This window comes from Aromatoleum aromaticum EbN1, from assembly GCF_000025965.1.
GTDB classification, from domain to species: Bacteria; Pseudomonadota; Gammaproteobacteria; order Burkholderiales; family Rhodocyclaceae; genus Aromatoleum; species Aromatoleum aromaticum.
The window spans coordinates 2691795-2716242 of the sequence record NC_006513.1; the positions used below are offsets into that span (position 1 = coordinate 2691795).

At 65.1% G+C, this 24448-nt stretch carries 27 protein-coding genes and 1 tRNA gene; 19 read left to right on the plus strand and 9 right to left on the minus strand.

The features are described 5' to 3' along the window. Positions 1-164 precede the first annotated feature (164 nt). Genes EBN1_RS12835 through EBN1_RS12850 form a run of 4 tightly spaced genes read right to left on the minus strand, consistent with a single transcriptional unit; the run spans position 165 to position 2738 of the window. Positions 165-386: a hypothetical protein gene (locus EBN1_RS12835; RefSeq protein WP_011238386.1), complete on the minus strand. Its 222-nt coding sequence runs from the start codon at positions 384-386 to the stop codon at positions 165-167. A 3-nt stretch (positions 387-389) separates the two neighbouring features. Beyond that, positions 390-1421 carry a vitamin K epoxide reductase family protein gene (locus EBN1_RS12840; protein WP_011238387.1) on the minus strand — a complete coding sequence of 344 codons (1032 nt, stop codon included), beginning with the start codon at positions 1419-1421 and terminating at the stop codon, positions 390-392. Positions 1422-1458: 37 nt separating this feature from the next. After that, on the minus strand, positions 1459-2106 hold the full coding sequence (locus EBN1_RS12845; RefSeq protein WP_241762728.1) for a sensory rhodopsin transducer: 648 nt from the start codon (positions 2104-2106) through the stop codon (positions 1459-1461). Beyond that, on the minus strand, positions 2088-2738 hold the full coding sequence (locus EBN1_RS12850) for an enolase C-terminal domain-like protein (protein ID WP_083783029.1): 651 nt from the start codon (positions 2736-2738) through the stop codon (positions 2088-2090). The genes EBN1_RS12845 and EBN1_RS12850 overlap by 19 nt, the downstream gene beginning before the upstream one ends. Positions 2739-2820: 82 nt before the next feature. Here EBN1_RS12850 and EBN1_RS12855 point away from each other — a divergent pair, with 82 nt between their 5' ends. Then, positions 2821-3009: a glycoside hydrolase family 15 protein gene (locus EBN1_RS12855; protein WP_041646338.1), complete on the plus strand. Its 189-nt coding sequence runs from the start codon at positions 2821-2823 to the stop codon at positions 3007-3009. Between the two features lie 117 nt (positions 3010-3126). On the opposite strand, the gene EBN1_RS12860 is transcribed toward EBN1_RS12855, so the two are convergent. Continuing rightward, a tRNA-Ser gene (locus EBN1_RS12860) sits at positions 3127-3217 on the minus strand. Positions 3218-3540: 323 nt separating this feature from the next. Between EBN1_RS12860 and EBN1_RS12865 the strand changes: the two genes are divergently transcribed. From EBN1_RS12865 to EBN1_RS12880, 4 genes are all read left to right on the plus strand, one after another. Beyond that, entirely contained in the window at positions 3541-4437 is an 897-nt protein-coding gene (locus tag EBN1_RS12865; RefSeq protein ID WP_011238391.1) for a transporter substrate-binding domain-containing protein, read from the plus strand. 96 nt (positions 4438-4533) lie between these two features. Then, complete coding sequence (locus EBN1_RS12870) at positions 4534-5277, plus strand: amino acid ABC transporter permease (RefSeq protein ID WP_011238392.1); 744 nt, start codon at positions 4534-4536, stop codon at positions 5275-5277. Beyond that, on the plus strand, positions 5274-5954 hold the full coding sequence (locus tag EBN1_RS12875) for an amino acid ABC transporter permease (protein ID WP_011238393.1): 681 nt from the start codon (positions 5274-5276) through the stop codon (positions 5952-5954). Before EBN1_RS12870 ends, EBN1_RS12875 begins: the two co-directional genes overlap by 4 nt. Before the next feature lie 19 nt (positions 5955-5973). Then, positions 5974-6702: an amino acid ABC transporter ATP-binding protein gene (locus EBN1_RS12880; RefSeq protein WP_011238394.1), complete on the plus strand. Its 729-nt coding sequence runs from the start codon at positions 5974-5976 to the stop codon at positions 6700-6702. Between the two features lie 24 nt (positions 6703-6726). Here the strand turns inward: EBN1_RS12880 and EBN1_RS12885 are convergent, their stop codons facing one another. Then, positions 6727-7869: an HPP family protein gene (locus EBN1_RS12885; protein WP_011238395.1), complete on the minus strand. Its 1143-nt coding sequence runs from the start codon at positions 7867-7869 to the stop codon at positions 6727-6729. Positions 7870-8204: 335 nt separating this feature from the next. Between EBN1_RS12885 and EBN1_RS12890 the strand changes: the two genes are divergently transcribed. From EBN1_RS12890 to EBN1_RS12915, 6 genes are all read left to right on the plus strand, one after another. Continuing rightward, positions 8205-8540: a carboxymuconolactone decarboxylase family protein gene (locus EBN1_RS12890; RefSeq protein WP_041646340.1), complete on the plus strand. Its 336-nt coding sequence runs from the start codon at positions 8205-8207 to the stop codon at positions 8538-8540. A 10-nt stretch (positions 8541-8550) separates the two neighbouring features. Continuing rightward, positions 8551-9126, plus strand: coding sequence for a hemerythrin domain-containing protein (locus tag EBN1_RS12895; RefSeq protein ID WP_011238397.1), 576 nt, complete (start codon positions 8551-8553; stop codon positions 9124-9126). 18 nt (positions 9127-9144) lie between these two features. Further along, positions 9145-9531: a succinate dehydrogenase, cytochrome b556 subunit gene (gene sdhC / locus EBN1_RS12900; RefSeq protein WP_011238398.1), complete on the plus strand. Its 387-nt coding sequence runs from the start codon at positions 9145-9147 to the stop codon at positions 9529-9531. Continuing rightward, positions 9528-9872 (plus strand): succinate dehydrogenase, hydrophobic membrane anchor protein, encoded by a 345-nt coding sequence (gene sdhD / locus EBN1_RS12905; RefSeq protein ID WP_011238399.1) that lies wholly within the window; start codon positions 9528-9530, stop codon positions 9870-9872. The genes sdhC and sdhD overlap by 4 nt, the downstream gene beginning before the upstream one ends. 23 nt (positions 9873-9895) lie before the next feature. Next, complete coding sequence (locus EBN1_RS12910) at positions 9896-10591, plus strand: succinate dehydrogenase iron-sulfur subunit (protein WP_011238400.1); 696 nt, start codon at positions 9896-9898, stop codon at positions 10589-10591. A gap of 111 nt (positions 10592-10702) precedes the next feature. Beyond that, on the plus strand, positions 10703-11374 hold the full coding sequence (locus EBN1_RS12915) for a Crp/Fnr family transcriptional regulator (protein WP_157866615.1): 672 nt from the start codon (positions 10703-10705) through the stop codon (positions 11372-11374). A gap of 153 nt (positions 11375-11527) precedes the next feature. Here EBN1_RS12915 and EBN1_RS12920 read toward each other — a convergent pair whose 3' ends face one another. Together EBN1_RS12920 and fdxA are read right to left on the minus strand one after the other, a co-directional pair. Continuing rightward, complete coding sequence (locus EBN1_RS12920) at positions 11528-12907, minus strand: IS110-like element ISAzo22 family transposase (RefSeq protein ID WP_011236947.1); 1380 nt, start codon at positions 12905-12907, stop codon at positions 11528-11530. A gap of 329 nt (positions 12908-13236) precedes the next feature. Beyond that, positions 13237-13560, minus strand: coding sequence for a ferredoxin FdxA (gene fdxA / locus EBN1_RS12925; protein WP_011238402.1), 324 nt, complete (start codon positions 13558-13560; stop codon positions 13237-13239). 230 nt (positions 13561-13790) lie between these two features. On the opposite strand from fdxA, the gene EBN1_RS12930 reads away from it, so the two are divergent. The 4 genes from EBN1_RS12930 to EBN1_RS12945 all read left to right on the plus strand — a co-directional run bounded on the left by EBN1_RS12930 (position 13791) and on the right by EBN1_RS12945 (position 19318). Further along, the gene (locus EBN1_RS12930; protein ID WP_011238403.1) at positions 13791-14381 is read left to right on the plus strand and encodes a hemerythrin domain-containing protein; all 591 of its coding nucleotides are present in this window, start codon (positions 13791-13793) and stop codon (positions 14379-14381) included. A gap of 253 nt (positions 14382-14634) precedes the next feature. Continuing rightward, on the plus strand, positions 14635-16422 hold the full coding sequence (locus EBN1_RS12935; protein WP_011238404.1) for an FAD-dependent oxidoreductase: 1788 nt from the start codon (positions 14635-14637) through the stop codon (positions 16420-16422). Further along, positions 16419-18266: a 2-oxoacid:acceptor oxidoreductase subunit alpha gene (locus EBN1_RS12940; protein ID WP_011238405.1), complete on the plus strand. Its 1848-nt coding sequence runs from the start codon at positions 16419-16421 to the stop codon at positions 18264-18266. Before EBN1_RS12935 ends, EBN1_RS12940 begins: the two co-directional genes overlap by 4 nt. Further along, positions 18263-19318 carry a 2-oxoacid:ferredoxin oxidoreductase subunit beta gene (locus tag EBN1_RS12945; protein WP_011238406.1) on the plus strand — a complete coding sequence of 352 codons (1056 nt, stop codon included), beginning with the start codon at positions 18263-18265 and terminating at the stop codon, positions 19316-19318. The genes EBN1_RS12940 and EBN1_RS12945 overlap by 4 nt, the downstream gene beginning before the upstream one ends. Before the next feature lie 58 nt (positions 19319-19376). On the opposite strand, the gene EBN1_RS12950 is transcribed toward EBN1_RS12945, so the two are convergent. After that, on the minus strand, positions 19377-20483 hold the full coding sequence (locus tag EBN1_RS12950; protein ID WP_011238407.1) for a metal-dependent hydrolase: 1107 nt from the start codon (positions 20481-20483) through the stop codon (positions 19377-19379). Between the two features lie 191 nt (positions 20484-20674). On the opposite strand from EBN1_RS12950, the gene EBN1_RS12955 reads away from it, so the two are divergent. From EBN1_RS12955 to EBN1_RS12970, 4 genes are all read left to right on the plus strand, one after another. Continuing rightward, on the plus strand, positions 20675-21091 hold the full coding sequence (locus tag EBN1_RS12955; protein ID WP_041646343.1) for a CBS domain-containing protein: 417 nt from the start codon (positions 20675-20677) through the stop codon (positions 21089-21091). A 203-nt stretch (positions 21092-21294) separates the two neighbouring features. Next, positions 21295-22302: a DUF5924 family protein gene (locus EBN1_RS12960; RefSeq protein ID WP_041646345.1), complete on the plus strand. Its 1008-nt coding sequence runs from the start codon at positions 21295-21297 to the stop codon at positions 22300-22302. An 87-nt stretch (positions 22303-22389) separates the two neighbouring features. Continuing rightward, positions 22390-22953: an RcnB family protein gene (locus tag EBN1_RS12965; RefSeq protein ID WP_011238410.1), complete on the plus strand. Its 564-nt coding sequence runs from the start codon at positions 22390-22392 to the stop codon at positions 22951-22953. A gap of 57 nt (positions 22954-23010) precedes the next feature. Then, on the plus strand, positions 23011-24219 hold the full coding sequence (locus EBN1_RS12970) for a trans-sulfuration enzyme family protein (protein WP_011238411.1): 1209 nt from the start codon (positions 23011-23013) through the stop codon (positions 24217-24219). Positions 24220-24448: the final 229 nt, after the last annotated feature.

Here is a 24448-nt window from a genome sequence, read left to right on the forward strand (position 1 = left end):
CGCAGGAGATCGACGGAAGGACCGACCGGGAATCGACGGATGTGCCCTTGCCATATTGCTGCCTCCCCGGAGGAATCGGATCGCATCGGCTGCGAAAGCAATCGGAGTGCCCTGACGGACGATACAGATGGGCGATTGCTCCGGGCGCCAGCGCCCATGCCGCCTCACCACACGAGGTAGCGGTCCCAGCCGGCGTACGAGCGCACGATCGGCCCGCGCGGGATCGCGAGCACGATCAGCCAGGCACCGAACACCATGTTCAGCGCCCGCAGCGGCCGGGCGGTTTCGGCGTACGCGGTGATCGACACGGTGAACACCAGCGCGCCGACCAGGTGGTCGCTGTCGGCCATCGCCCCGTCCGTACCAAAAATCGTGCGGGTAAACATCAGTCAGACGCCGAGCGCGGTGGCGAGGATCAGCGCCTTCGGCAGCACGCGGGCCTGGTTGCGCAGCCGGTCGAGCCCGGCCGCATCGATTGCGAGCGGCGGGCGCTCGTCGCGGCCCGCGCCGTCGATGACCCCGCCGTGCCAGAAAACGCTCGACAGCGGCTGCCCGGCGCGTTTTGCGCCGATCAGGAACTGGATCATCGCGACGACTTCGTCGATCGCATACGGCAGCATGAACACCATCGCCGCGGCCGACGCGAGGCACAGCGTGCACCAGGTGCCGATAACGATCGGCTGGATGATGATGAAGAAGATGCTCACCGCGCCGAGCGGGATCACCAGCACGCCGAACATCGCCACCATCCACGGCATCGTGCGCCAGCGCTGCCGCCCGCCCATCATTCCGGACAGCGCTTCGAGCAGATAGCTCATCGCGCCCAGCCCCGCGTCAGGAATCGGCCACGCGCGCGAGACGTCGGAAGTGATGATGCGGGCGGTGCCGTCGTCGAAGAACGGGTCCCACACTGCGGAGACATGGCCCATCTGGTAGGCGGTGAGATAGCGGGCGATGAAAAAGCCGACGAACGCCAGCGCGATCATCGGCAGGCGCTGTGACCACGCCGACGGCGAGTAGCTCCAGCCGGGCGGGATGTCGCGCTCGTCGTGCATCGCATCCATGCTCATGCCCGGCATCATCGGCACGAGGATCGAAAACGCGATCGCGAGCGCGTCTACCAGCGTGTCGTTGGCGTAGGACGCGGGCTCGGGCGACCAGAACAGCAGCGGCGCGGCGAGCAGCCAGATGCCGGTGAAACAGCTGCCCCACTGCGCCCAGCGGTGGCGCCAGGACAGCGACAGCGTGCCGAACACGACGAGCAGCGCGCGCTCGGCCGTCACCTGCTCGGCGCCCGCACCCCAGTTGCCGGGCTCGGTGTAGCCGAGGATCGCCGGCGCGGTCAGGCACCAGAGGCCGAGTGTGATGATTGCGAAATGCGTCCACAGCATCCTGCCATGCATCTCGCGCATCTGCGCCATGTGTCCATCGTGTTCGTCCGGGGACATTGCCGGCGCGCTAATCGGCGTATGCGATTGTCGTTAGCAGCGCGAGCGCCGCCTGGCGCGAGTCGAGCCGGGTGTGCTGTACGACGACCGGCACCGTCGATTCGATGACGCTCGAATAGGGGGTGTTGACCGGGATCGGCTCCGGGTTGTCGAGTTCGTCGAAGCGCAGATGGCAGGTGCGCCGCGGCGGCACCGTCAGCAGGTAAGGGCCGGCCGGTTCCCGGTCGGTGAAGAAGATCGTGATCTTGATCTGCGCGAGCCGGTCGCCCGCGTTCAGGATGCACGCAGCCTCGTGGCTTTTCAGCTCGTAGCTCGCGTCGGGGCTCGACGGCGGGATATAGCCTTCGGCGATCGCCCAGCGACGTTTTCCGATCGGGTCCATGTCATTCTCCTTGGAGGGCCAGTCGCAGCCCGCGAACGGCTCGGTGCGCGAGAAGAAGTTCGCGACGCCCGGCGCGTGGGACGCGGCGCGCGACCACACGTCGATGAGCCCGAACGCATAGGCCGAGACCGGGCACATCACGTCTTTCTTGCTGCGGCAGGCGCCGACCCCGACGCAACGCAGCATCGTGCGCGCAAAGTCGCTGTTGTCCAGGGTGTAGGCGAAGCGGGTTTCGACCGGGCGCGGATCGTGGCCGGTCAGGGGTTTTCGAAGCATCGGGCGTCCTGTTCCTTGAACACCAGGCCGAAGCCGGGGCGGTCGTCGGCCGGAGCGAGGCGGCCGTCGACCGGGTCGGGCGCGCCGTCGAACAGAAGGTGCTCGATGCGCACGTGGTCGTGGAACCATTCGAGATGGATCGCGGGCCGGGCAGCGCAGCACAGCGGCAGGTGCAGGCTGGGGGCGCAGTGGCTCGACAGCGGCACGAGAAACGCTTCGCACAATGCGGCGGCGCCGAGAAAGCCGGTGACGCCGCCGCAGCGCGTCGCGTCGGCCTGCAGGATGTCGACCGCTCCCGCTTCGAGCATGCGGCGGAAGTAGGGCAGGTCGTAGCCGTATTCGCCGGCGCTGATCGCCATGCCGGCCGGGGCGCGGTCGCGCAGCAGCCGCAGGCCGGCCAGATCGTCGGACGACACCGGCTCCTCGAACCACGCGACCTGCAGCTCGGCAAGGCGCTCGGCGAACCACAGCGCCTGCTTGCACGTGTAGGCGCCGTTGATCGTTCTCCGTCCCGGCCGTGTTGGGTGCGGGCCTGCAATGCGGGTGCCGGGACGAGCTGGCCAAGTGTCGGCAGCGCGCGCTGTAAAAGCTACTGAACGACCCCCGTCCCGTGTAAAAACTGACGCGGCCATGCCGGCAGCGAGAACTTTTTCGCCGTGTGCGGCTTCTGGACCGTCGACTGCCTTGCCCGCGCTGGCCCGCTCGACGCGGCCATTGACCAGTTCGAACGCCTGCTCCGACTGCGCCAACGACCTCGGGCTCTACGCCGAGCAGCTCGGCCCCGAAAGCCTCGAAACGCTCGGCAACTTTCCGCAGGCGTTCTCGCATTCGGGCCCGATCACCGCTGCCCTTGCGATCGAGCAGGGACTCAGGAGCCGCCGCGGGCAGCAAATCTCGATTTGAGGGGGTTTTTGGGCGCCGGCTTCCGTCTCGCGGCGTTCGGCGCGGATCCGCAGCAAGAAAAAAGCCATATTCATTAAATCGTTGTTCCGATTCACGAATATGGCCAATTCAAGTGTCTGGCGGAGAGGGCGGGATTCGAACCCGCGTTGGGATATTATCCCAAACACGCTTTCCAGGCGTGCGACTTAAACCACTCATCCACCTCTCCGTGGAAGGCGCGCATTGTAGCAGAAAGCGATGCGCCCGAAAGCCCCGCTTTTTGCGATTCGCGCCGCTGTCCCGCAGGGGCTTACCGTCCTTCGGCGGTCCGTTTTGCGCGTCGCACGAGACCTCTTTGGCGTCGGCCGGCAGCGCTTTCTGCTGGCCGGTCGGGGCCCGCATGCATACTTGCTAACGGGTGCCTCGAGTACACCGGGATATCTCGTGCGGGAGCGTTGGTTTAGGATGGCAGCAGGAAATGTCACGTTCGTGCGCTTCCGTTGCCTTACGCGGCGAGAATTCGTCGATCCCGAACCAAGACTGGAGGTATTCATGCACAAGTCCCTCACCGTCATTGCGCTATGTCTGTCCGCGGCCGGCATGGTCGCGCCCGCTCACGCACAGTCGAGCGGCACGCTGCAGAAGATCAAGGATACGGGCACCATCACTGTCGGACACCGCGAGTCGTCGGTGCCGTTTTCCTACCTCGATGCGAACCAGAAGCCGGTCGGCTATGCGATGGACCTGTGTGCAAAGGTCGTCGACGCCGTCAAGACCGAACTGAAGATGCCCAACCTGCAGGTCAAATACCAACCGGTGACGTCGCAGAACCGCATTCCGCTGATGCAGAACGGCACGATCGACCTCGAGTGCGGCTCGACGACGAACAGCGTCGCGCGTCAGCAGCAGGTGGGCTTCAGCGTTGCGTACTTCATCACCAGCGTGCGCATGGGCGTGCGCAAGGATTCGGGCATCGACGACATCGGCGATCTCGACGGCAAGCCGGTCGTGACGACGACGGGCACGACGTCGGACGAGCTGATCAAGCAGAACGAGAAAGGCAGGACGATCAACGTGAAGAACATCTACGGCAAGGACCACGCCGACTCGTTCCTGATGGTCGATAGCGGGCGCGCCGCGGCGTTCGTCATGGACGACATCCTGCTTGCCGGCCTGATCGCGAATTCGAAGAATCCGTCCGCGTTCGAGATCGTCGGTCCGTCGCTGCGCGATGAGCCGTACGGCGTGATGGTGCGCAAGGACGATGCGCCGTTCAAGGCGATCGTCGACAAGACTCTCGTCGGGCTGATGAAGTCCGGCGAGGCGGAAAAGCTTTACGACAAGTGGTTCATGAAACCGATTCCGCCGCGCAACGTGAACCTGAACTTCCCGATGAGCCCCGCGCTCAAGGCCGCGTTCGAGAACCCGACCGACAAAGGCGTCGAATAAGCCGCCTGGCAGCCGGGGGACGTCGCACCCGGCTGTTTCCATTTTCCTTTTCGCCGGGCTTCACTGCCTGCCGTCGCGGCACATCGGGGAACTGCGATGGACTATCACTGGGACTGGCTGTTTTTCTTTCGCGAGACCGACGACGGTCTCAAGTACTACGACTGGGTACTGTCCGGACTGGGCTGGACGACGCTCGTTTCGCTGGCTTCGCTCGCGGTCGCGCTGGCACTCGGCTCGGCCCTCGGGGTCATGCGCACGACACCGAAGCGCTGGCTCGTCGCGATCGGCGACGCGTACGTCGATGTGTTCCGCAACATTCCGCTGATCGTCCAGCTTTTCATGTGGTTCTTCGTCGTCCCCGAACTCGTGCCGGACAGGCTCGGGATGTGGATGAAGCAGGATCTGCCGTATGTCGTGATCGCCGTCGTCGGCCTCGGTTTGTATACCGCGGCGCGCATCGCCGAGCAGGTCAAGGCGGGCATCAACTCGCTGTCGCGCGGGCAGCGCGACGCCGGGCTCGCGCTCGGCCTGACCGAATGGCAGACCTACCGCCACGTGCGCCTGCCGATGGCCTACCGCATCGTGTTGCCGGCGATGACTTCGGAGGCGATGAACATCTTCAAGAATTCCGCCGTGACCTACGCCGTCGGCATCCTGGAGCTGTACTTCCAGTACAAGCAGATCATCGAGAAGACCTCGCAGGTGTTCGAGATCACGATCGTCGTGACGTTGGCGTATTTCGCGCTCGCGTTCCTGATGAACCGCCTCCTCGCATTCATCGAGCGGCGCACCCGCGTGCCCGGCCTGATCGTCGGCGGCAAGGGGGGGGACGTGCCATGAGCGATTTCGACTTTTCGGTCATCCTCGAGAACTGGGAATTTCTCGCCCAGGGACTGCGCTATACCGTACAGGTCACCCTCATGGCGATGCTCGGCGGCATCCTGATCGGCACGGTGCTGGCGCTGATGCGCCTGTCGTCGATCGCGCCGTTGCAGTGGTTCGCCGCCGGCTATGTGAACATCTTCCGCAGCGTGCCGCTGGTACAGGTGATCCTCGCGTTCTACCTGATCCTGCCGATGGTGCTGCAGATGATCACCGGACAACAGATGCCGATCGGAGCGGCGAATTCGGCCTATTTCACCTTCACCGTGTTCGAGGCCGCCTATTACTCCGAGATCATGCGTTCGGGCATCCAGTCGGTGCCGCGCGGGCAGGTTGCGGCGGGCTATGCGATGGGCTTCACGTACGGCCAGACGATGCGGCTGGTGGTGCTGCCGCAGGCTTTCCGCAACATGCTGCCGGTGCTGCTGACGCAGACGATCATCCTGTTCCAGGACGTGTCGCTCGTGTATGCGATCGGCGCGACCGATTTCTTCGGCGCGGCCGACAAGATCACGCAGCGCGACCTGCGTCCGGTGGAGATGTACACCACCGTCGCGGTGGTCTATTTCGTCATCTGCTTCACCCTTTCGCGGCTCGTGAAGCTGCTGCAGTCGCGCATCGCCATCATCCGTTGACCCCTCTGGAGTTTCGAACGTGATCGAGATCAGGAACGTCTCAAAATGGTACGGCAGCTTCCAGGTGCTGACGGACTGCACGACGAACGTGAACAAGAGCGAAGTGGTGGTCGTGTGCGGACCGTCGGGCTCGGGCAAGTCGACGCTGATCAAGTGCGTGAACGCGCTCGAACCGTTCCAGAAAGGCAGCATCGTCGTCAATGGCGTCGCCGTCGAGAATCCGAAGACGAATCTGCCGAAGCTGCGCGCGCAGGTCGGCATGGTGTTCCAGAACTTCGAGCTGTTCCCGCACATGACGATCACCGACAACCTGACGATCGCGCAGATCAAGGTGCTCGGCCGCAGTCGCGATGAGGCCGTCGACAAGGGGCTGAGGCTGCTCGATCGGGTCGGCCTGAAGGCGCAGGCGACGAAGTATCCCGGCCAGCTCTCGGGCGGCCAGCAGCAGCGCGTCGCGATCGCGCGCGCGCTCGCGATGGATCCGATCTGCATGCTGTTCGACGAGCCGACGTCGGCGCTCGACCCGGAAATGATCAACGAGGTGCTCGACGTGATGGTCCAGCTCGCGCACGAAGGCATGACGATGATGTGCGTCACGCACGAGATGGGTTTCGCGCGCAAGGTCGCGCACCGCGTGATCTTCATGGATCGCGGCGCGATCGTCGAGGACGCGGCCAAGGAGGACTTCTTCGGCCAGCCGCGCTCCGAGCGCGCGCAGAGCTTCCTCGCGAAGATCCTGCAACACTGACCGACGGCGGCGCGGGGAGCGCGTTCAGGCGGCCATCGCCAGATCGGTCTTCTCGGGCTCGTCGAGGCGGGTCCTGACGAGTGCGGCGACGAGATCGGACTGCGTCAACATGCCGACCACATTGCGGTGCTCATCGACCACCGGCACGTGATGCAGGCCGTCGTCGGAAAAGAGCTTTGCCAGTTCGAGGATCGGCTGGTCCGGGCGGGCCGTGACGACGTCGCGCGACATCAGCTCGCCAATGAACATGGTGCCGACCAGGTCGCGGCGAATGAAGAAATCGTGCAGCGAGACGATGCCGACCAGCAGCCGCTGCTCGCCGGCGACGACCGGAATCGCCTTGATCTTGTGTCTCGCCAGCAGCGCCCAGGTCTCGCCGATCGATGCCTGCGTCCCGACAGTGACGACGTCCTCCGACATGATGTCGCCACAGCGGACTTCGCCGAAGCGGCGGCGGAAAGCCCGTGCTTCGGCTGCAGCGAGGATTTCACCGAGATCCTTGCTGCTGATATCGAGCAGTTCGCCGCGCGCATCGAGCGCTTCGTTCAGGTCCGCGAGGGTGACGCCGACCCGGGCGCTCGGCAGCGGGTCCGCCGTGCGGTGAGGGTTCGCCTGCTCCTGCGAGCGATGTGGGTAACGGCGTCCGAGGGCGACGTTGAACGCGACCGCGAACAGCGCGAGGCACAGCGAATCCACCGCGACCGGCCAGAATGCGAATTGGTAGCCCAGGTCCACGACCGCCGGGCCGCCGAGCACCGCGGTGAGCGCAACTGCGCCGCCGGGCGGGTGCAGGCACCGCAACTGGAACATGATGACCAGCGACAGCCCGACGGCGACCGCCGCGGCGAGTCCGGGGTTGCCGATCAATTTGGCGCAGGTGATGCCGATGAGCGCCGAGACCACATTTCCGCCGATCACCGACCACGGCTGCGCGAGCGGACTCGACGGCATTGCGAACAGCAGCACTGCCGATGCCCCCATCGGGGCGATGAACCAGGGGGTCGATTCGCCGATCATCTGCCGGCTGATCCACTCCGCACATATCAGGCCAAGCAGGGCACCGATGCAGCCGAAAATCCTCTCGCGCCTGCTGACATGATGCGCGTCAGGAATGAAGGCGCGCAGCCATGAGCGCAGCCGGCCCAGCTGCTTGAAACCGAAAGTCAAGATGTGTCCCCTTTTGTTCCCGCCCGTTCTGGGCTGTTTTTCGGCCGGCTGGCGCGGCTTGGTGCGACCTGCCCGGGAGCACCCGCCCACCTCGGGTGACTGGTGCGGCATTCATTATAGGGAAAGAGCGGCTAAAGATGCATGTTTGTTGACTCTTTAAAACCAGGGCCTACTATTCCTTGTAACCGTGCGCATTTGCGCTGCATTTCGTGGAGGCGGAGGTCTCGCGCAACCGAATGCGGCGCCCGTGGTCTGTATCTGAGCGCTCGGGTCATGGAACACACGCGTCCCGGACAGGGGGACGTTCCGACGGCAACGGATGGAGGGTTTCGACGATGGACCAGTCTTTGTACCCGCAGTGGAATATCGAAGCCGCGCGCAAGCGCAAGGAACTCGCGCCCGGTCCCCTTGCTGCGTTCAAGGCGTTCAGCGACGCCGTTTTTGCCGACGGCGCCTTGCCGAAGAAGACGAAGCAGCTGATCGCGGTCGCGGTCGCGCATGTCACCCAGTGTCCATACTGCATCCACGGGCATACTTCCGAGGCGCTCAAGAGCGGCGCGACGGAGGAAGAGATCATGGAGGCCATCTGGGTCGCCGCGGAAATGCGCGCCGGTGCCGCTTATGCACACTCGATGCTTGCGATCGAAACGATGAAGCACTCACAGGACTGAGGGATACGTCATGCCGAACGCGATCGTCCGACTGCGGGCCGACCACGGGAACCTTGAAGCGCTCGTGCAACTGCTCGCCAGCCGGCCGGCTGCGGGGGTCGAGCCGGGGACGGCCGACATCGAACTGCTGGTCGATGCCCTTTATTACCTGACCAATTTTCCGGACGTATCCCACCACCCGCTCGAAGACCGCATCGTCGAGCGACTGCGGAAAAAGGACGCATTGCCGCCGGGTTTCGGTGACGAGATCGAAGCGCAGCACGCGACGCTTGCACGGCAGGGCGCGGACCTGATGCGTGACCTCGAGTCGGCCGCGCGCGGAGAAACGATGTCGTGGGAACTGGTCGGCGCCAACGTCCGTCTCTATGCGGAGCGCCTGCGCCACAACATGGCAGTCGAGGAGCTGGTGCTGTTTCCGGCGGCTGTCCGCTTTCTGGATGATGGCGACTGGCGGACGATCGACCGTGCGTCGGAGCCCAGGCAGCAGGATCCGCTGTTTCCCGCTCCTGCACAGGATCGTTTCGTCCAGCTCCACCGGGTTATCGTCGCCGAAGCGAACTGCGGTTGCGGGGACGAGTCCACCTAGCCATCCGAGGAGGCGAACATGCGAGCACCGCCCGAAAGCGCGCCGAAGTTCCTGAACCTGTCGCAGATACGCTTTCCGATCGGTGCGATCGCCTCGATCGGACACCGCATCTCGGGCGTGCTGCTGCTCATCACGCTGCCGTTTCTCGCGCTCGCGCTCGACCGGTCGCTGCGCGGCGAAGCCGAATTCGAAGCGCTGCGCGATCTCGTGTCAGCGCCGGGGCGCGCACTGCTTCTCATCGTGGTCGTGTGGGCCGCGTCGCATCACGTGCTCGCCGGCCTGCGCCACCTGCTGATGGATCTCGGCGTCGGCAGCCGGCTCGACCAGGCGCGGACAAGCGCGTGGGCGGCGCTCGTCGCGGCGGCGGTGATTGCGCTCGCTGTCGCCGCGAGGTGGCTGTCATGAGACTGTTCCTTGGGCAAAGGGCGTGGATGCTGCAGCGCGTGACAGCGGTCGTGCTGCTGATCTTTCTGGCGGCGGCTGCGGCGATGCTGCTGGCTGGCTTGCCGCTCACTTATGAACGCTGGTATGAGCTGGCGACGAGTCCGCACGGCGCAGTGCTGATCGTCGTGCTTTTCGCGGCGCTGGCCCTGCATGGCTGGATCGGCATTCGCGACATCGTGCTCGACTACATTCACCCGCCCGCCGTGCGGTTGCCGCTGCTGGGGCTGATCGCACTGGTCCTGATCGCGATCGTGATCCGCGTCGCGCTGACGATGGCCGCGCATTTCACCACCGCCGGATGAACGCCGGCGGCGAGGAGGAAAACATGCGAATCAGCATCTACCGCTTCAACCCCGAAACCGACGCGAAGCCGCGCATGCAGGACTACGACATCACGCCGGAGGCAGGGGACAAGAAGCTGCTCGATGCGCTGATGCGGCTCAAGACGATCGACGACAGCCTGTCGTTCCGGCGTTCGTGCCGTGAAGGCGTGTGTGGTTCGGACGCGATGAACATCAACGGGCGCAACGGCCTGGCGTGCGTGACGTCGCTGGCCGGATTGAAGGAGCCGGTGGTGCTGCGCCCGCTGCCCGGTTTTCCGGTGATTCGCGACCTGATCGTCGATATGACGCAGTTCTTCGCGCACTACCACGCGATCAAACCGTACCTGATCAACGACGAGGTGGCGCCCGAGCGCGAGCGCCTGCAGACGCCTGAAGAGCGCGACCGTCTGAACGGGCTCTACGAATGCATCCTGTGCGCCTGCTGCAGCGCGTTCTGTCCGTCGTACTGGTGGAACCCGGACAAGTTCATCGGCCCCGCAGGACTGCTGCAGGCTTACCGCTTCATCTCCGACAGCCGCGACACGGCGACCGCCGAGCGGCTGGCCTATCTGGACGATGTTTACCGCCTGTACCGCTGCCGCACGATCATGAATTGCACCGAAGTCTGCCCGAAAGGCCTCCGCCCGTCGCACGCGATCGAGCGCATCCGGCTCGCGCTGGTGCGCGAATCGTCCTGAACCGACGCCCGTTCGTCGCTGTTTCGCAGGAGCATGATGAGTCACGCACCGCCGCTGGCCATGCCACACTCGACATCCCTGCCGGAAGAGGCTCGTGCTGTGGCGGACCGGATGGCCGGGCTGGAGCTGTTTTCGACCTTGGGTTCGAGCGATCTCGCGTGCTTGGCCCGGGGCGCCCGCCATCGTCACCTCGGCCCGGGGAAGCCGCTGTGGCGCGCCGGAGAGCGCGCCGCGCACTTCGCCGTTATCGAATCCGGGATCATCGAGATCCGGCAGACGACGCTGACCGGGGACGGTGTGGTTGTCGGCCTGTTCCGTACGGGCGAGGCCGTCGGGCTCGCCGCGGTGCTCGAACACGGACTGTTTCCCGCCGACGCGATCGCGATCGGTGGCGCGGTCGATGTCCTGTCGATCCGCGCCGACGCGCTGCAGGAGGCTCTCGAGACGTCGGTCACCGTCGGCTTCGCCATCAACCGGGCGCTGCTCCAGCATACGGCCGCGTTGCGCGCGAAGATCGACATCGTCAGCGCGGGCTCGGTGCCGCGGCGCCTGGCGGCATTGATGATCTACCTCATCGAGCGCTTCGGCCGGCCGACGGGCGCGGAGGCAGTCGTGGTCGAAGTGAATCTGAGCCGCGAGGAAATCAGCCAGCTCGTGAGCGCGCGGGCCGAGACCGTCATCCGCATTCTCAGCCGGTGGCAGAAAGCGGGCTGGCTGACGAGCCGGCCGGGGGGCATGGAGATCACGCGTGCCGACATGCTGCGGCGGATCCTCGACACCTGACGGATCGTCGACACCTATCAATGCTGCAACCAGATACCGTTCGGGCTGAGCCTGTCGAAGCCCTGCGACCGCCCTTCGACGAGCTCTCAAGAAACAGTAATTTTCGCATCTTGATTCAATGGGTTAAAAATGTGCAGCGAGGAACGATCGGCATTATGGTTGAGCGGGAACAGCCTGCGGCGAGAGGGTCAGGCCGAGCTCCTGGGCGCGCTTCTGCAGTGCTTTGATGGCGCGTTCGCGGTAGCGCGCTTCGTGCCTGGCCTGATCCTCCTTGACGTAGCTGGCCTGCCCGCTGAGCATCGCATGGACAATACGCGCGAGCTTATGCGCCACGGCGGTAATGGCCTTGGGCGAGCCCATGCGCAGGGCAAGCTTTCGGTAATAGGCCCCCATGGCGCAGCGCGAGCGCGACAAGCCCAGCGCGGCGAGTTTCAACGCCCGCGCGACACGGTTGGGGATTCGTTTGCTGGCGCCGGAGAGCTTCTTGTTGCCAGAAATCCGCGTGCCGGGGCACAGTCCCAGCCACGAGCAGAAATGCTTTGCCGTGGCGAAGCGGGTGAGCGAGCTCCCCAACTCCGAGAGGATCTTCAGGGCGGTGCCCACGTCGATGCCGGGCACTTCGGTCAAATCCACGCCGCACCAGTTCATCAGTGCCCGCCGTCCGTCGAAGGCCAGCGTGTTCTTGCGACGTCCCTTGTTCGCGTTCGCCTCCGGCCTCTTGTCGAAGACGCGCATCGCCTCAAGCCGCCCCTCGATCTCGGCGTCCAGCCGCGCAATCTGCTCGCTGGCAAAGTCATAGGCCTTGAGCTCGTGGGCAAGACTGAACAGATGCTCGCGGCTCCAACGCCCTTCGAGCGCCTTGGCAATCTGCTCGGTGCTGGCATGTACCCGGTAGTTCCTCAACTGCGCGAGGGCCATGCGGTCGCGCTCGCCGGCAACGATGGCGCGGATGATGTTCATGCCCGTCTCGCCGGTGATGTCGGTAATCACGTTGGTGAGTTGCACATTCATCTGGGTGAGCGCCTTTTGCATGCGCTGGGTATGCCGGGCGCGCTCATCGATGGTGATGTCGCGCAGCCGCGACATCTCGCGCAGCGCGCAAACCTGCTCATCCGGCCGATGCGCCTGACTCAGCAGTCCGAAGCTGTGCAGTTGTTGCAACCACTGGCAATCAAGCACGTCGGATTTGCGCGCCTTGACGTGGCGTACGCTTTTGGCATCGACCAGCCACACCTCAAAGCCACGCGCTTGCAGAAGCTCGTACAGCGCTATCCAATACACCCCCGTCGATTCGAGCGCGACGGTATCGATGCGGCACGCGCAAAGCCAATTGGCAACCGCGACCAGGTCTTCGGTGTGCGGTCCGAATTCGCGCACCGCGGGCTCGCCTTTGCCTACCCGATCAGGCGGCACCGCCACATAGTGGCTTGCCCCGCCGATGTCGATGCCGGCAGCGTTGGGATGCTTGATGCTCAACGGCTCGACCGGTGTGCCGTCAACTCCGCGTCGGGTCGGACCAACTCGTTGCGCCATGTTCTCTCCTTGAGTCAAGGTCGCTCGCGGACGTGGGCATGTCGATACGCTCAATCTCTCAATCGGGATGTCGGACAGACCCGCCGGTGGCCAGCACCAACGCGCCAGGGGACTCACCATACTCGCCGACGATGCCTCAACCATACTCAGAGGACGGGCTCCAGGGCACCAGTGCTCAGTCGGTCTTTGTCCACAAGCAACTCCCCGAACACTACCACCGCCCTGTTTCTTGCCAACGCCTTTCGACCATCGGGCGAATATCCCACTCAGGGCGAACGGGTCGTATTCGGTTGCCGATTTGATAGCGGCAATCCACTGCGCCGCGCCGGTCAGCGTTCAAGGAACTTCAGCTTGTCCTTCACCGTCGCCCACATTCCCGCGTCCTCCGGCGCGGGCTTGACTTCGACGATCGGCTTCCACTCCTTCGCCAGTTCTTCGTTCAGCGCGATGAACTGCCGCTGGTCGTCCGGCACGTCGTCGTCGGCATAGATCGCGTCCACGGGGCATTCGGCAACGCACAGCGTGCAGTCGATGCATTCTTCCGGGTCGATGACGAGGAAATTGGGGCCTTCGCGGAAAGCGTCGGTCGGGCAGACGTCGACGCAATCGGTGTGTTTGCACTTGATGCACGCTTCGGTGACCACGTAAGTCATGATTTTTCTCCTCTCGCTGGGGGCCGGCGCGCCGCACTGCACGCGTGTGGCCGAAAGATGCCGAGGATTCGGCGCAGGCGCAGAGTAGGGCAGGGCAGCATTTGGCTGAATGACAAAAGTCATTTGCGCGGCCCGCATGCGTGCTTAGCATGGAATCGTGCAATGGAGTCCCGTCCCCGGCAGTGAGGGCAGGCGGGATGTCGAGAGCGAATCCAACCCCGGAGACTGTCATGCCCGCACACATCACGAAGTGGAAAACCGAGCACGCGAATTACCGCAAGCTGCTCGACCTCCTCGAAACCCGGACCGAACTGTTCGCCCGCGGTGAGCAGCCGGATTACGAACTCATGTCGGACGTCGTCTACTACCTCACCCAGTACCCCGACCGCTTCCATCACCCGCGCGAGGACGTCGCGTTCGGGACGCTCCTTGCCTACGATCCGTCCGCGCGGGATGTCGTTGACGAACTGGCCGGCCAGCACAGGCAAATCGAGGCAAGTGGCGCGACCCTGGCTGCGGATCTGGCTGCGGCGGCTGCCGGAACGATGATGTCGCGCGCAACGATCATCGACGACGTGTGCCGCTACGTCGCGTTTCTGCGCGACCACATGGACAAGGAGGAGCGCGAGATCTTCCCCCGGCTCGGCGCTGCGTTGCAAAAGAAAGACTGGTTCCTCGTCGATTCGGCAATCCATCTCAGCGCCGATCCGCTCTTCGGCGACACCGTGCAGGCGCGTTTCAGGGGAATCCAGCGGCAGATCGCTGACCAGGCGGGCTGCGGGTGCGCCGACCTCACCGAGAAGGCGTGCTGCCTCGAATGAAACTGCGACTCCGCCCGTCGACGGGACGGCGGACGGAGGTCGTAAGGGTTCGAGCACGAAATGAACAAAATGAACAGCTTCTTGTATAACAACATGCACCATAGTGCGCGTTCTGAATTATACTGCTCAACAATCACTGGCAGAGGCGGTCTCGCCGCCTCGCTGCGCCTCCACCGCCGCGGCGACCGGTGAGAAGAAGGAACTCCCGCACTCCCGGCGGGCGTCCGCAATTTTTCGGACAGGAAGGACAGACTTGAAACCGACCGACATCAGCGCGCCCGACTACCTGCACAAGGTCGTCGACTGCCAGTGGGCCTGTCCGGCCCATACCCCCGTCCCCGAATACATTCGCCAGATCGCGGCGGGCGATTTCGCCGCCGCGTACATGCTCAACTGGCGCTCGAACGTGTTCCCCGGCATTCTCGGCCGTGTCTGCGACCGCCCCTGTGAGCCGGCGTGCCGGCGCGGGCGCGTCGACAAGGAACCGGTCGCGATCTGCCGCCTGAAGCGCGTCGCCGCCGATTTCAAGGAAGACATCCACGAGCTGCTGCCGAAAGCGCCGAGCGTGAAGAACGGCAAGCGCATCGCCTGTGTCGGCGCCGGCCCCGCTTCGCTGACGGTCGCGCGCGATCTGGCAGTGCTCGGCTACCAGGTCACCGTGTTCGACAGCGGCAAGTCGGCCGGCGGCATGATGCGCAGCCAGATCCCGAAATTCCGCCTGCCCGACAGCGTCATCGACGAGGAGTGCGGCTATGTCGCGGGTCTCGACGTCGAGTTGCGCCAGGGTGAGTGGATCGGCAGTCTGCGCGACCTGCTCGCCGACAACTGGGATGCCGTGTTCGTCGGCACCGGCGCGCCGCGCGGCCGCGACGCCGCTCTCCCCGGGCGCCAGGAAGCTGCGGCGAACATCCACGTCGGCATCGACTGGCTCGCCAACGTCGCGTTCGGCCACGTGACGAAGATCGCCCGGCGCGTCATCGTGCTGGGCGGCGGCAACACCGCGATGGACTGCTGCCGTTCGGCGCGGCGCCTCGGCGGCGAGGAAGTGCATGTCGTCGTCCGAAGCGGCTTCGACGAGATGAAAGCCTCGCCGTGGGAGAAGGAGGACGCGATCCACGAAGGCATCCCGATCCACAACTACCTTGTGCAGAAGGAATTCACGCACGACAACGGGCGCCTGACCGGAGTGCTGTTCGAGAAGGTGCAGGCCGAATACGACGCCGACGGACGCCGTTCGCTGGTGCCGACCGGCGAGCCCGACGTGCATATGGAATGCGACGAAGTGCTGCTCGCGATCGGTCAGGAAAACGCCTTCACGTGGATCGAGCGCGACATCGGCGTCGAATTCGACCGCTGGGGCATGCCGGTCCTCGACGAGCGCACGCTGCAGTCGACGCTGCCGCGCGTGTTCTTCGGCGGCGATGCGGCGCTCGGACCCAAGAACATCATCACCGCGGTCGCGCAGGGCCATGACGCTGCGATCTCGATCGATCTCTTCTGCCGCAACGAGCCGCTGACGAAGCGCCCCGGGCCGCTCGTCAACCTCGTCAGCCAGAAAATGGGCATCCACGAGTGGAGCTACGACAACCACGTGTCCGAGGAAGCGCGGCGCAAAGTGCCGGTGAAGACGCTCGAGGAGGCGTTGAAGGACATCAAGCTCGAATTCGAACTCGGCTACGACCTCAAGCTCGCGTGCGGCGAGACCGAGCGCTGCCTCAACTGCGACGTCGCGACGGTGTTCACGCCGAAGCTGTGCATCGAGTGCGACGCCTGTGTCGACATCTGCCCGACCGAATGCATCACGTTCACTGCCGACGGCGAAGAGGAAGAGCTGCGCGCACGGCTCAAGGTGCCGGCGAAGAACCTCGAGCAGTCGCTGTATCTCGCCGAAGGGCTCAAGACCGGGCGGGTGATGGTCAAGGACGAGAACGTCTGCCTGCACTGCGGCATGTGCGCCGAGCGCTGCCCGACCGGGGCGTGGGACATGCAGAAATTCACTATCGACGTAGCACAAGCCGGAGCGGAGGCGCCCAGGTCATGAAAAGCGCACAATCGATCGCAAGCATCAACGACTTCGTCATCAAGTTCGCGAACGTCAACGGCTCGGGCTCGGCCTCGGCCAACGAACTGTTCGCGCGCGCAATCATGCGCATGGGCGTGCCGGTCGCGCCGCGCAACATCTTCCCGTCGAACATCCAGGGGTTGCCGACCTGGTACGAGGTGCGCGTGTCCGAAGCGGGCTGGCTCGGCGCGCGGGGCGGCTGCGACATGATAGTCGCGATGAACCCGCAGACCTGGGACCGCGACGTCGCGAGCGTCGATGCCGGCGGTTACCTCTTCTACGACTCGACGAAGCCGCTTCCCGCCTCGAAGTTCCGCGACGACATCACCGTGCTCGGCGTGCCGCTGACGGCGATGTGCAACCGCGAATACACCGATCCGCGCCAGCGCCAGCTGTTCAAGAACGTCATGTACGTCGGCGCATTGGTCGCGCTGCTCGATATGGAGTTCGCCGTCGTCGAAAAACTGATCGTCGATCGCTATCGCGGCAAGGACGCGCTGATCCAGGCCAACGTGCATGCGCTGCGCCTCGGCTACGACTATGTGCGAGCGCATCTGCCGTGCCCGATCGGCCTCACCGTCAAGCGCGCCGACGCCGTGGGTGATCGCATCTTCATCGACGGCAACAGCGCGTGCGGCCTGGGCGCGGTGTATGGCGGAGCGACGGTCGCCGGCTGGTACCCGATCACGCCGTCGACGTCGGTCATCGAAGCTTTCACGAGCTACTGCCGCAAGTACCGCACCGACCCCGACAGCGGCCACGCGCGCTACGCGGCAGTGCAGGCCGAAGACGAGCTCGCGTCGATCGGCATGGTCATCGGCGCGGCGTGGAACGGCGCGCGCGCTTTCACCGCGACCTCCGGCCCCGGCATCTCGCTGATGCAGGAATTCTTCGGCCTCGCATATTTCGCCGAGATTCCGGCGGTGATCTTCGACGTGCAGCGCGGCAGCCCCTCGACCGGCATGCCGACGAAGACGCAGCAGTCGGATCTCCTCGCCTGCGCGTACGCGTCGCACGGCGACACCCGGCACGTCGTGCTGTTCCCGGAAAACCCGTACGAATGCTTCACGTTCGGCGCGCTCGCGTTCGATCTCGCCGACCGCCTGCAGACGCCGGTGTTCGTGCTGTCCGACCTCGACATGGGCATGAACGAATCGCTGTGCAAGCCGTTCGACTGGGACGACAGCCGCCGCTACGACCGCGGCAAGCTGATGACCTACGACGAGCTCGAAGCCGGCAAGGACTTCGGCCGCTATCTCGACGTCGATGGCGACGGTATTCCGTACCGCACGATTCCGGGCACGCATCCGACGAAAGGCGCGTTCTTCACGCGCGGCACGACGCGCAATCCCTATGCGAAGTACAGCGAGTCGGGCGCGGACTACGTCTACAACATGGAGCGGCTGCGGCGAAAATTCGACACCGCGAAAAATCTCGTGCCGGCACCGGTGCTGCACGCCGCATCGCAGCCGACGGCTTTCGGCGTGATCCACTTCGGCTCGACGAGCCCCGCGATGGCCGAGGCCAGCGCACTGCTCGAAGCCGACGGCATCCATGTCGACACCTTGCGCGTATGCGGCTTCCCGTTCTGCGACGAGATCATGCAGTTCATCGCCGAGCACGAGCAGGTGTTCGTCGTCGAGCAGAACGAGAGCGGGCAGCTGCGTTCGCTCCTCATCAACGAAGGCGAGATCGATCCGAAGAAGCTCGTGCGCGTGCTGCATTACGACGGCTCGCCGATCACCGCGCGCTTCATCAGCGGCCGAATCGCCGATGCCCTGTCCGACCGCAAAATCAGCCCGATCCGCAAGGTGGCCTCATGACCTATCTCGCCAAACCGAAACTCCTCAGCGCCGACGCGCCGAAGAACGCGCTCGGCTACACGCGCCGCGACTACGAAGGCGCCATCTCGACGCTGTGCGCCGGCTGCGGCCACGACTCGATCAGCGCCTCGATCGTGCAGGCGTGTTTCGACCTCGACATCGAACCGCACAAAGTCGCCAAGCTCTCGGGCATCGGCTGCTCGTCGAAGACGCCCGACTACTTCCTCGGCAACTCGCACGGCTTCAACAGCGTGCACGGGCGCATGCCCTCGGTGCTCACGGGTGCCGCGCTCGCCAACCGCAACCTGCTGTACCTGGGCGTGTCGGGTGACGGCGACTCGGCGTCGATCGGCATCGGACAGTTCGCGCACGCGATGCGCCGCGGCGTGAACATGACCTATATCGTCGAGAACAACGGCGTGTATGGCCTCACCAAAGGCCAGTTCTCGGCGACCGCCGACAAGGGCTCGAAGAGCAAGAAAGGCGTCCTCAACAGCGACAGCCCGATCGACCTCGCCGCGCTCGCGCTGCAGCTCGGCGCCACGTACGTCGCGCGCAGCTTCTCCGGCGACAAGGAGCAGCTCGTGCCGCTGATCAAAGGGGCGCTGCGCCACAACGGTCCGGCGCTGATCGACGTGCTGAGCCCGTGCGTGACCTTCAACAACCACAGCGGTTCGACGCGCAGCTACGACTACGTGCGCCAGCACAACGAAGCGGTCAACCGCATTGAAGTGATCCTGCCGCGCGACCCGATCGAGACGTCGTATCCACCCGGTTCGCTGCGCCGCATCGTGCAGCACGACGGTTCGATCCTGCACCTGCGCAAGCTCGACGTCGACTACGACCCGTCGGACCGCATCGGCGCGATCAACCACCTGCAGGAGCGCCAGGCGCTGGGCGAGATCGTCACCGGCCTCCTGTACGTCGACAGCAGCGCGCAGGACATGCACAGTCACCTCAACACGGTCGAAAAACCGCTGAACCAGCTCGGCGACGCGTATCTGTGCCCGGGCAGCAAGGCGCTCGAAGCGCTGAACGCGCTGCTCAGGTAAGCCACCGGCCGCAGCACGCTCCCGGGCGTGCTGCGGCGCCGCGCAACCCCTGATTCATCTAATTCATCTCGATCCAGCGCCGGCTGCCGGTCACGAGCTCGTACAGGCGCCAGCCGGTGCCCTCTTCGCCGCCTTCCGCGCGGCCGCACAGGCCGTAGCGGAACGGCGTGTCGCCGCGCCCGGGAATTTCGAAGCGCAGGTCGCCAAAGCCGGCACAGCGGTTCACCGGCGGGGCGATTTCCGCATGATCGAACACCGGGAACATCGCGAACCAGCGGTAGAAGGCGAACTCCTCGGCCGCCCACACTTCCCGCGCAAGTTCTTCGACGTCGCCGCCGCCGAACTTCGGCCGCGTCTCCCATTGCGCGAGCGTCACCGGCTTGTACGGCGCCGAGAGGCGGCGGATGAAGTGGTCATCCGGCCCCGCTTCCAGCACTTCGCTGCGCCGGGTGTTGAGATGCGCGTAGTGATAGCGCGCGCCATCGAACACGATCGCCGTCCAGTTGAACGGTGAGGCCGGACGTGGGGCCGCGTCGACGACCACCGGCTCGATTTCGTGCTCGGCCGCATAGGCGCGAGCCGCCTCGATCGCTTCGCCGCGCCCGACCGCTCCGATGCCGATCCAGCCAGTGACGAGCGCCAGCGCGACTGCGGCAGGCACTTTGCTGCGGCGCCAGACTATGCTCGCAGCGAGGCCGGCCACGAGCAATCCGGTCAGCACCAGGTCGATGATGAAGGTCGTGCCCAAGCCGAAGCGGCGATCCGACAGCGGCGCGAAAATCATCGTGCCGAACTGGGTGATGAGATCGCCGGCGATGTGGATCAGGATCGCCACGCAGGCGATGCCGTAAAACGTGCGCCAGCCCGGCCGCGCGCGGTGATGACGGCCCGCGAGGGCGGCGAACACCCACGCGAGCAGCATTCCCCACAGCGGAAACAACAACAGCGAATGCGTGACTCCGCGGTGACCGCGCAGGTATGCGATGTCCGACACGTAGCCGAGGACGAAATCGAGATCCGGGAATGCCGCGGCGGCAGCGCCGGCAGCGACCGGCTGCCATATCGACGGAGCAGGCTTCGCAGCCGGCGTCGATCCAGGAGAAGGGCGCCGTGCGAGCAAGCGCCCGGCCAGTGCGCCTGACAGAGCGTGGGTCAGGGTATCCATACGGATTCGAGAAGGCGGGGATGCAACGGTTCATTTTCGCACGGCTCTCCCTGTCGTCGCTCCGGCCTGGAGCCGATGCATCGACCGGGTTGACCTGCATCATCGTACGGTGCCGACGCGCTGTCTTCGCTGCCGTTGTCGACTACATTTGAAGTGAACCTAAAGCTATTTGTGACCGTGCGGAGGAAATCATGACCAATCGTTGCCTTGACCTGATCGTGAAGGATCACACTCCTGTAACGCTCGCACCCGCCGATACCCTTCGGCGCGCCTGCGAGGCAATGCGGGAACGTAGCGTCGGTGCGGCGCTCGTCGTGGAGGAAGGGCGGCTCGCCGGCATTCTGACCGGCAGGGACGTGGTCAGAGCGCTCGCGGAAGGCCATGATCCGGGCACCCCGCTTGTGACGGTGATGACGCCCGACCCGGACACCATCGCGGGCGAGTGCACCGCGATCGATGCGTTGCGCATGATGAGCGACGGCGGCTATCGCCACCTGCCGATCGTCACTGACGGCACCGTCGTCGGCGTCGTCTCGCGCGGCGACTTCAAGGGCCTGGAACTGGATCGGCTCGAAGAAGAAACCTGCCTGTGGGAGCGGATCTGCTGAAGAATCGCAGCCGGGGGCCGAAGGGCGCGGCGTCCATTGCCGGCGCCGCTCTGGAGGCTGCGCTTGCGGGGCGGGAACGGAGAGGGTAAAAAGCCGCACGATCGGCGGAAGCATGCCGCTTCCGTTGTCTTGCGGCTGGCGGGGAGCACGAACGGCGCAGGTCGTACGTGCCCACGTCGTCCGGTTCTCCCCTTCGCGAGTTCATGTCAATCTGGAAAGAGCGTCTTCTTCGCCTCGTCGGGCTGGTTCAGCGTCACCCGAGAACCCTCGCTCTATTCGGATTCGTCTCCGGCATCGCCAGCTTCGTGCTCGTCGACCGGCAGGAGGAGTTTGCCCGCGTCATCCCGCTGCTGATGCTGCTGAGCTGGACGTGGCTGGTGCTGGAAAACACTCTGAGCCGCAGCCTGGCGCGCCGCTTCGGGCATGAGCTGCCGGCGGGTGTGCTGCGCTACGCGACGCAGATGATCCATCAGGAGAGCCTGTTCTTCGTTCTGCCGTTCTTTTTCGTGACGACCGCATGGAACAGCGGCCAGGCATTCTTTTCCGCGCTGCTGCTCGGCGCGGCGCTCGTCGCGATCATCGATCCCGTCTATTACAAATGGCTCGCGCCGCGGCGCTGGACCTACCTCGCGTACCACACGCTGACGTTGTTCGCCGTGCTGCTCACCGCGCTACCGATTCTCTTTCACCTGACGACTCCCGAAAGCTACAAGCTGGCGATCGTCGTCGCGGTGGTACTGTCATTACCCAGCCTCTCGCGCAACGTGCCGTTCGACGGGTGGGGGCGGTGGGCAGCGCTCGGCGCGTTGTCGCTGGCGCTGGGCGCGACCGGCTGGCTGGCGCGCTCGTGGATACCTCCGGCGACGTTGTGGCTCACCGATGTCGCCGTTACCGCGAGCCTCGACGACCGCACGCCGGCCGAGAGCCTGGGGACCGTGACGGACGCACAGCTACGATCGACGGGACTCTTTGCCTACACCGCGATCCGCGCCCCGCGCGGGCTGGACGAGCGGGTCTACCATGTGTGGCAGCACGATGGAATCGAGGTCGATCGCATCGCGCTCGACATCACGGGCGGTCGGAAAGGAGGCTACCGATCCTGGACGCATAAACGGAATTTTCCCGATAATGCGGTCGGCCGCTGGCAGGTGCGGGTATTGACGGAGGCGGGCCAGATGATCGGCGCGCTGCGGTTCCGGGTCGTGGACTGAGCCGGCCGCGTGCCTTTCGCCGCACGCAACAAACTTTCAGGGAGATCGGCGATGCAACAGGGGAGCAGGCGCAGGAGCAGTTTACTGATGGGCGTTGCACTGATCGCGACGTTTGCAGCCGGCGCGGCGTTCGCCGACAAGCCGGAATGGGCGGGCGGCGGCAAGCCGGACAAGCAGCAGAACGAGCGGCGCGGCGGCGATGATGCACGCGAGCGCCGCAGCGATGATCGGCCGCGGCGCGCTGACGAGCACGAGCGGCGCGGCGACAACGACTACCGCGAGCGGCGCGGCGACGACCGGGTTTCCCGCCATCGCGACAGCGACCGGCCGCGCGTGGACATCCGTTTCGGCGACCGGGAACGCGTCGTCGTCCGTGAATATTATTCAGAGCGGGTTCGCACCGGCTCCTGCCCGCCCGGTCTGGCGAAGAAAGGTAACGGCTGCATGCCGCCCGGGCAGGCGAAAAAATGGTCGGTCGGAAGACCGCTGCCGCGAGACGTGGTGTTTTACGATCTCCCGCCGGCGATCGTCGTCGAACTCGGCGTGCCCCCGCGCGGCCACCGCTACGTGCGAGTGGCGGCCGACATCCTGCTGATTGCAGTTGGCACCGGCATGGTCGTCGATGCGATCGAGGACCTGGGCCGGATGTAAAGGCCGGCCGACAATCGACGAAACCCGCAGAGAAACCGCAGACCCACCAGGACCGACATGACAAACACACCGACCAGAACGAACGATTCCGCCCATCCCGCGTGGCACGACGAGACGCGCGTGCTGCACGGCGACGCACATCTCTCCGACGATGCCGCGATCGTCGCGCCGATCTACTACACTGCGACCTTCAGGGCGTCCGACGCCCGCGACTTCGCCGAGCGTGCGAACACGCCGCGCCACCCGGGCTTCTACACGCGCTACGGCAACCCGACGCACCAGCGCGTCGAGGCCGTGCTGGCTGAGCTCGAAGGCACCGAGTCCGCGCTACTGACCGCCTCGGGCATGGGGGCGATCAGCACGACCGTGCTGGCGCTGGTCTCGGCGGGCGACCACGTGATCGCGCAGCAGCGCCACTACATGAGCACCGCGAAACTGTTCGACGAAGTGCTGCCCAAGTTCGGCGTCAGCGTCACGTTCGTCGAGCAGAGCGATCTTGCCGCGATCGAAGCCGCGATCCGGCCGAACACGCGCCTGATGATGTTCGAAACTCCGGCGAACCCGACGCTGGTGCTGACCGACCTCGAAGCCGTCGCCGCCCTCGGACGCAGCCGCGGCATCCTCACCGTCGCGGACAACACCTTCGCTTCGCCGCTGAACCAGAAGCCGCACGCACTGGGGATCGACATCGTCGTGCACAGCGCGACCAAGTATCTCGGCGGGCACCACGACCTGATGGCGGGCGCCGTGTGCTGCTCGGAAGCGCTCGCCGAGCGGATCTGGCGCATGCACGTCACGCTCGGCGCGGTGCTGTCGCCGATGGACGCGTGGCTGCTGTTGCGCGGCCTGCGGACCTTGCCGGTGCGCATCGAGCGGATCAACGCGACGGCGCTCGCGTTTGCCGGCTGGCTGGAAGCGCAGCCGCAGGTCGAGCAGGTGTTCTACCCCGGCCTCGAGAGCCATCCGCAGCACGCGCTGGCAAAAAAGCAGATGAAAGGCTACGGCGCCGTGATTGCGTTCGCGGTCAAGGGCGGATTCGATGCGACCCGGCGATTCGTTGCCGCGCTCGAACTCGCAACACACGGCGTGAGCCTCGGCGGCGTCGAGTCGCTGGTCGTGCACACCGCCGCGATGTGGTCCGGCACGATGAACGAAGCGCAGATGAAAGCCGCCGGCATCGCCCCGAACTTCGTCCGCCTGTCGATCGGCCTCGAGCACCTGGAAGACCTCAAGGCCGATTTCAGCCAGGCGTTCAATCGGGCGTGAAGCGGGCGTCGCCGGGCGGAGGTGCGAGTCTGTCGGCGGGGTTGGTTTTGCGGATGCTACTGGTTTCTTTGGTTTTTGGAGCCAGTAGTACAGAGATTTCCACCGCGTGCGAAAGGCCTTTTGATCGGTAAAGTGACGCAGGTAGGAACGCGAGGGTGATCGGGGCGGACTGGCTATTTGCGCCATGAGCAAGCCATTCATGAACGACGGCATCGACAGTCAGAATTTG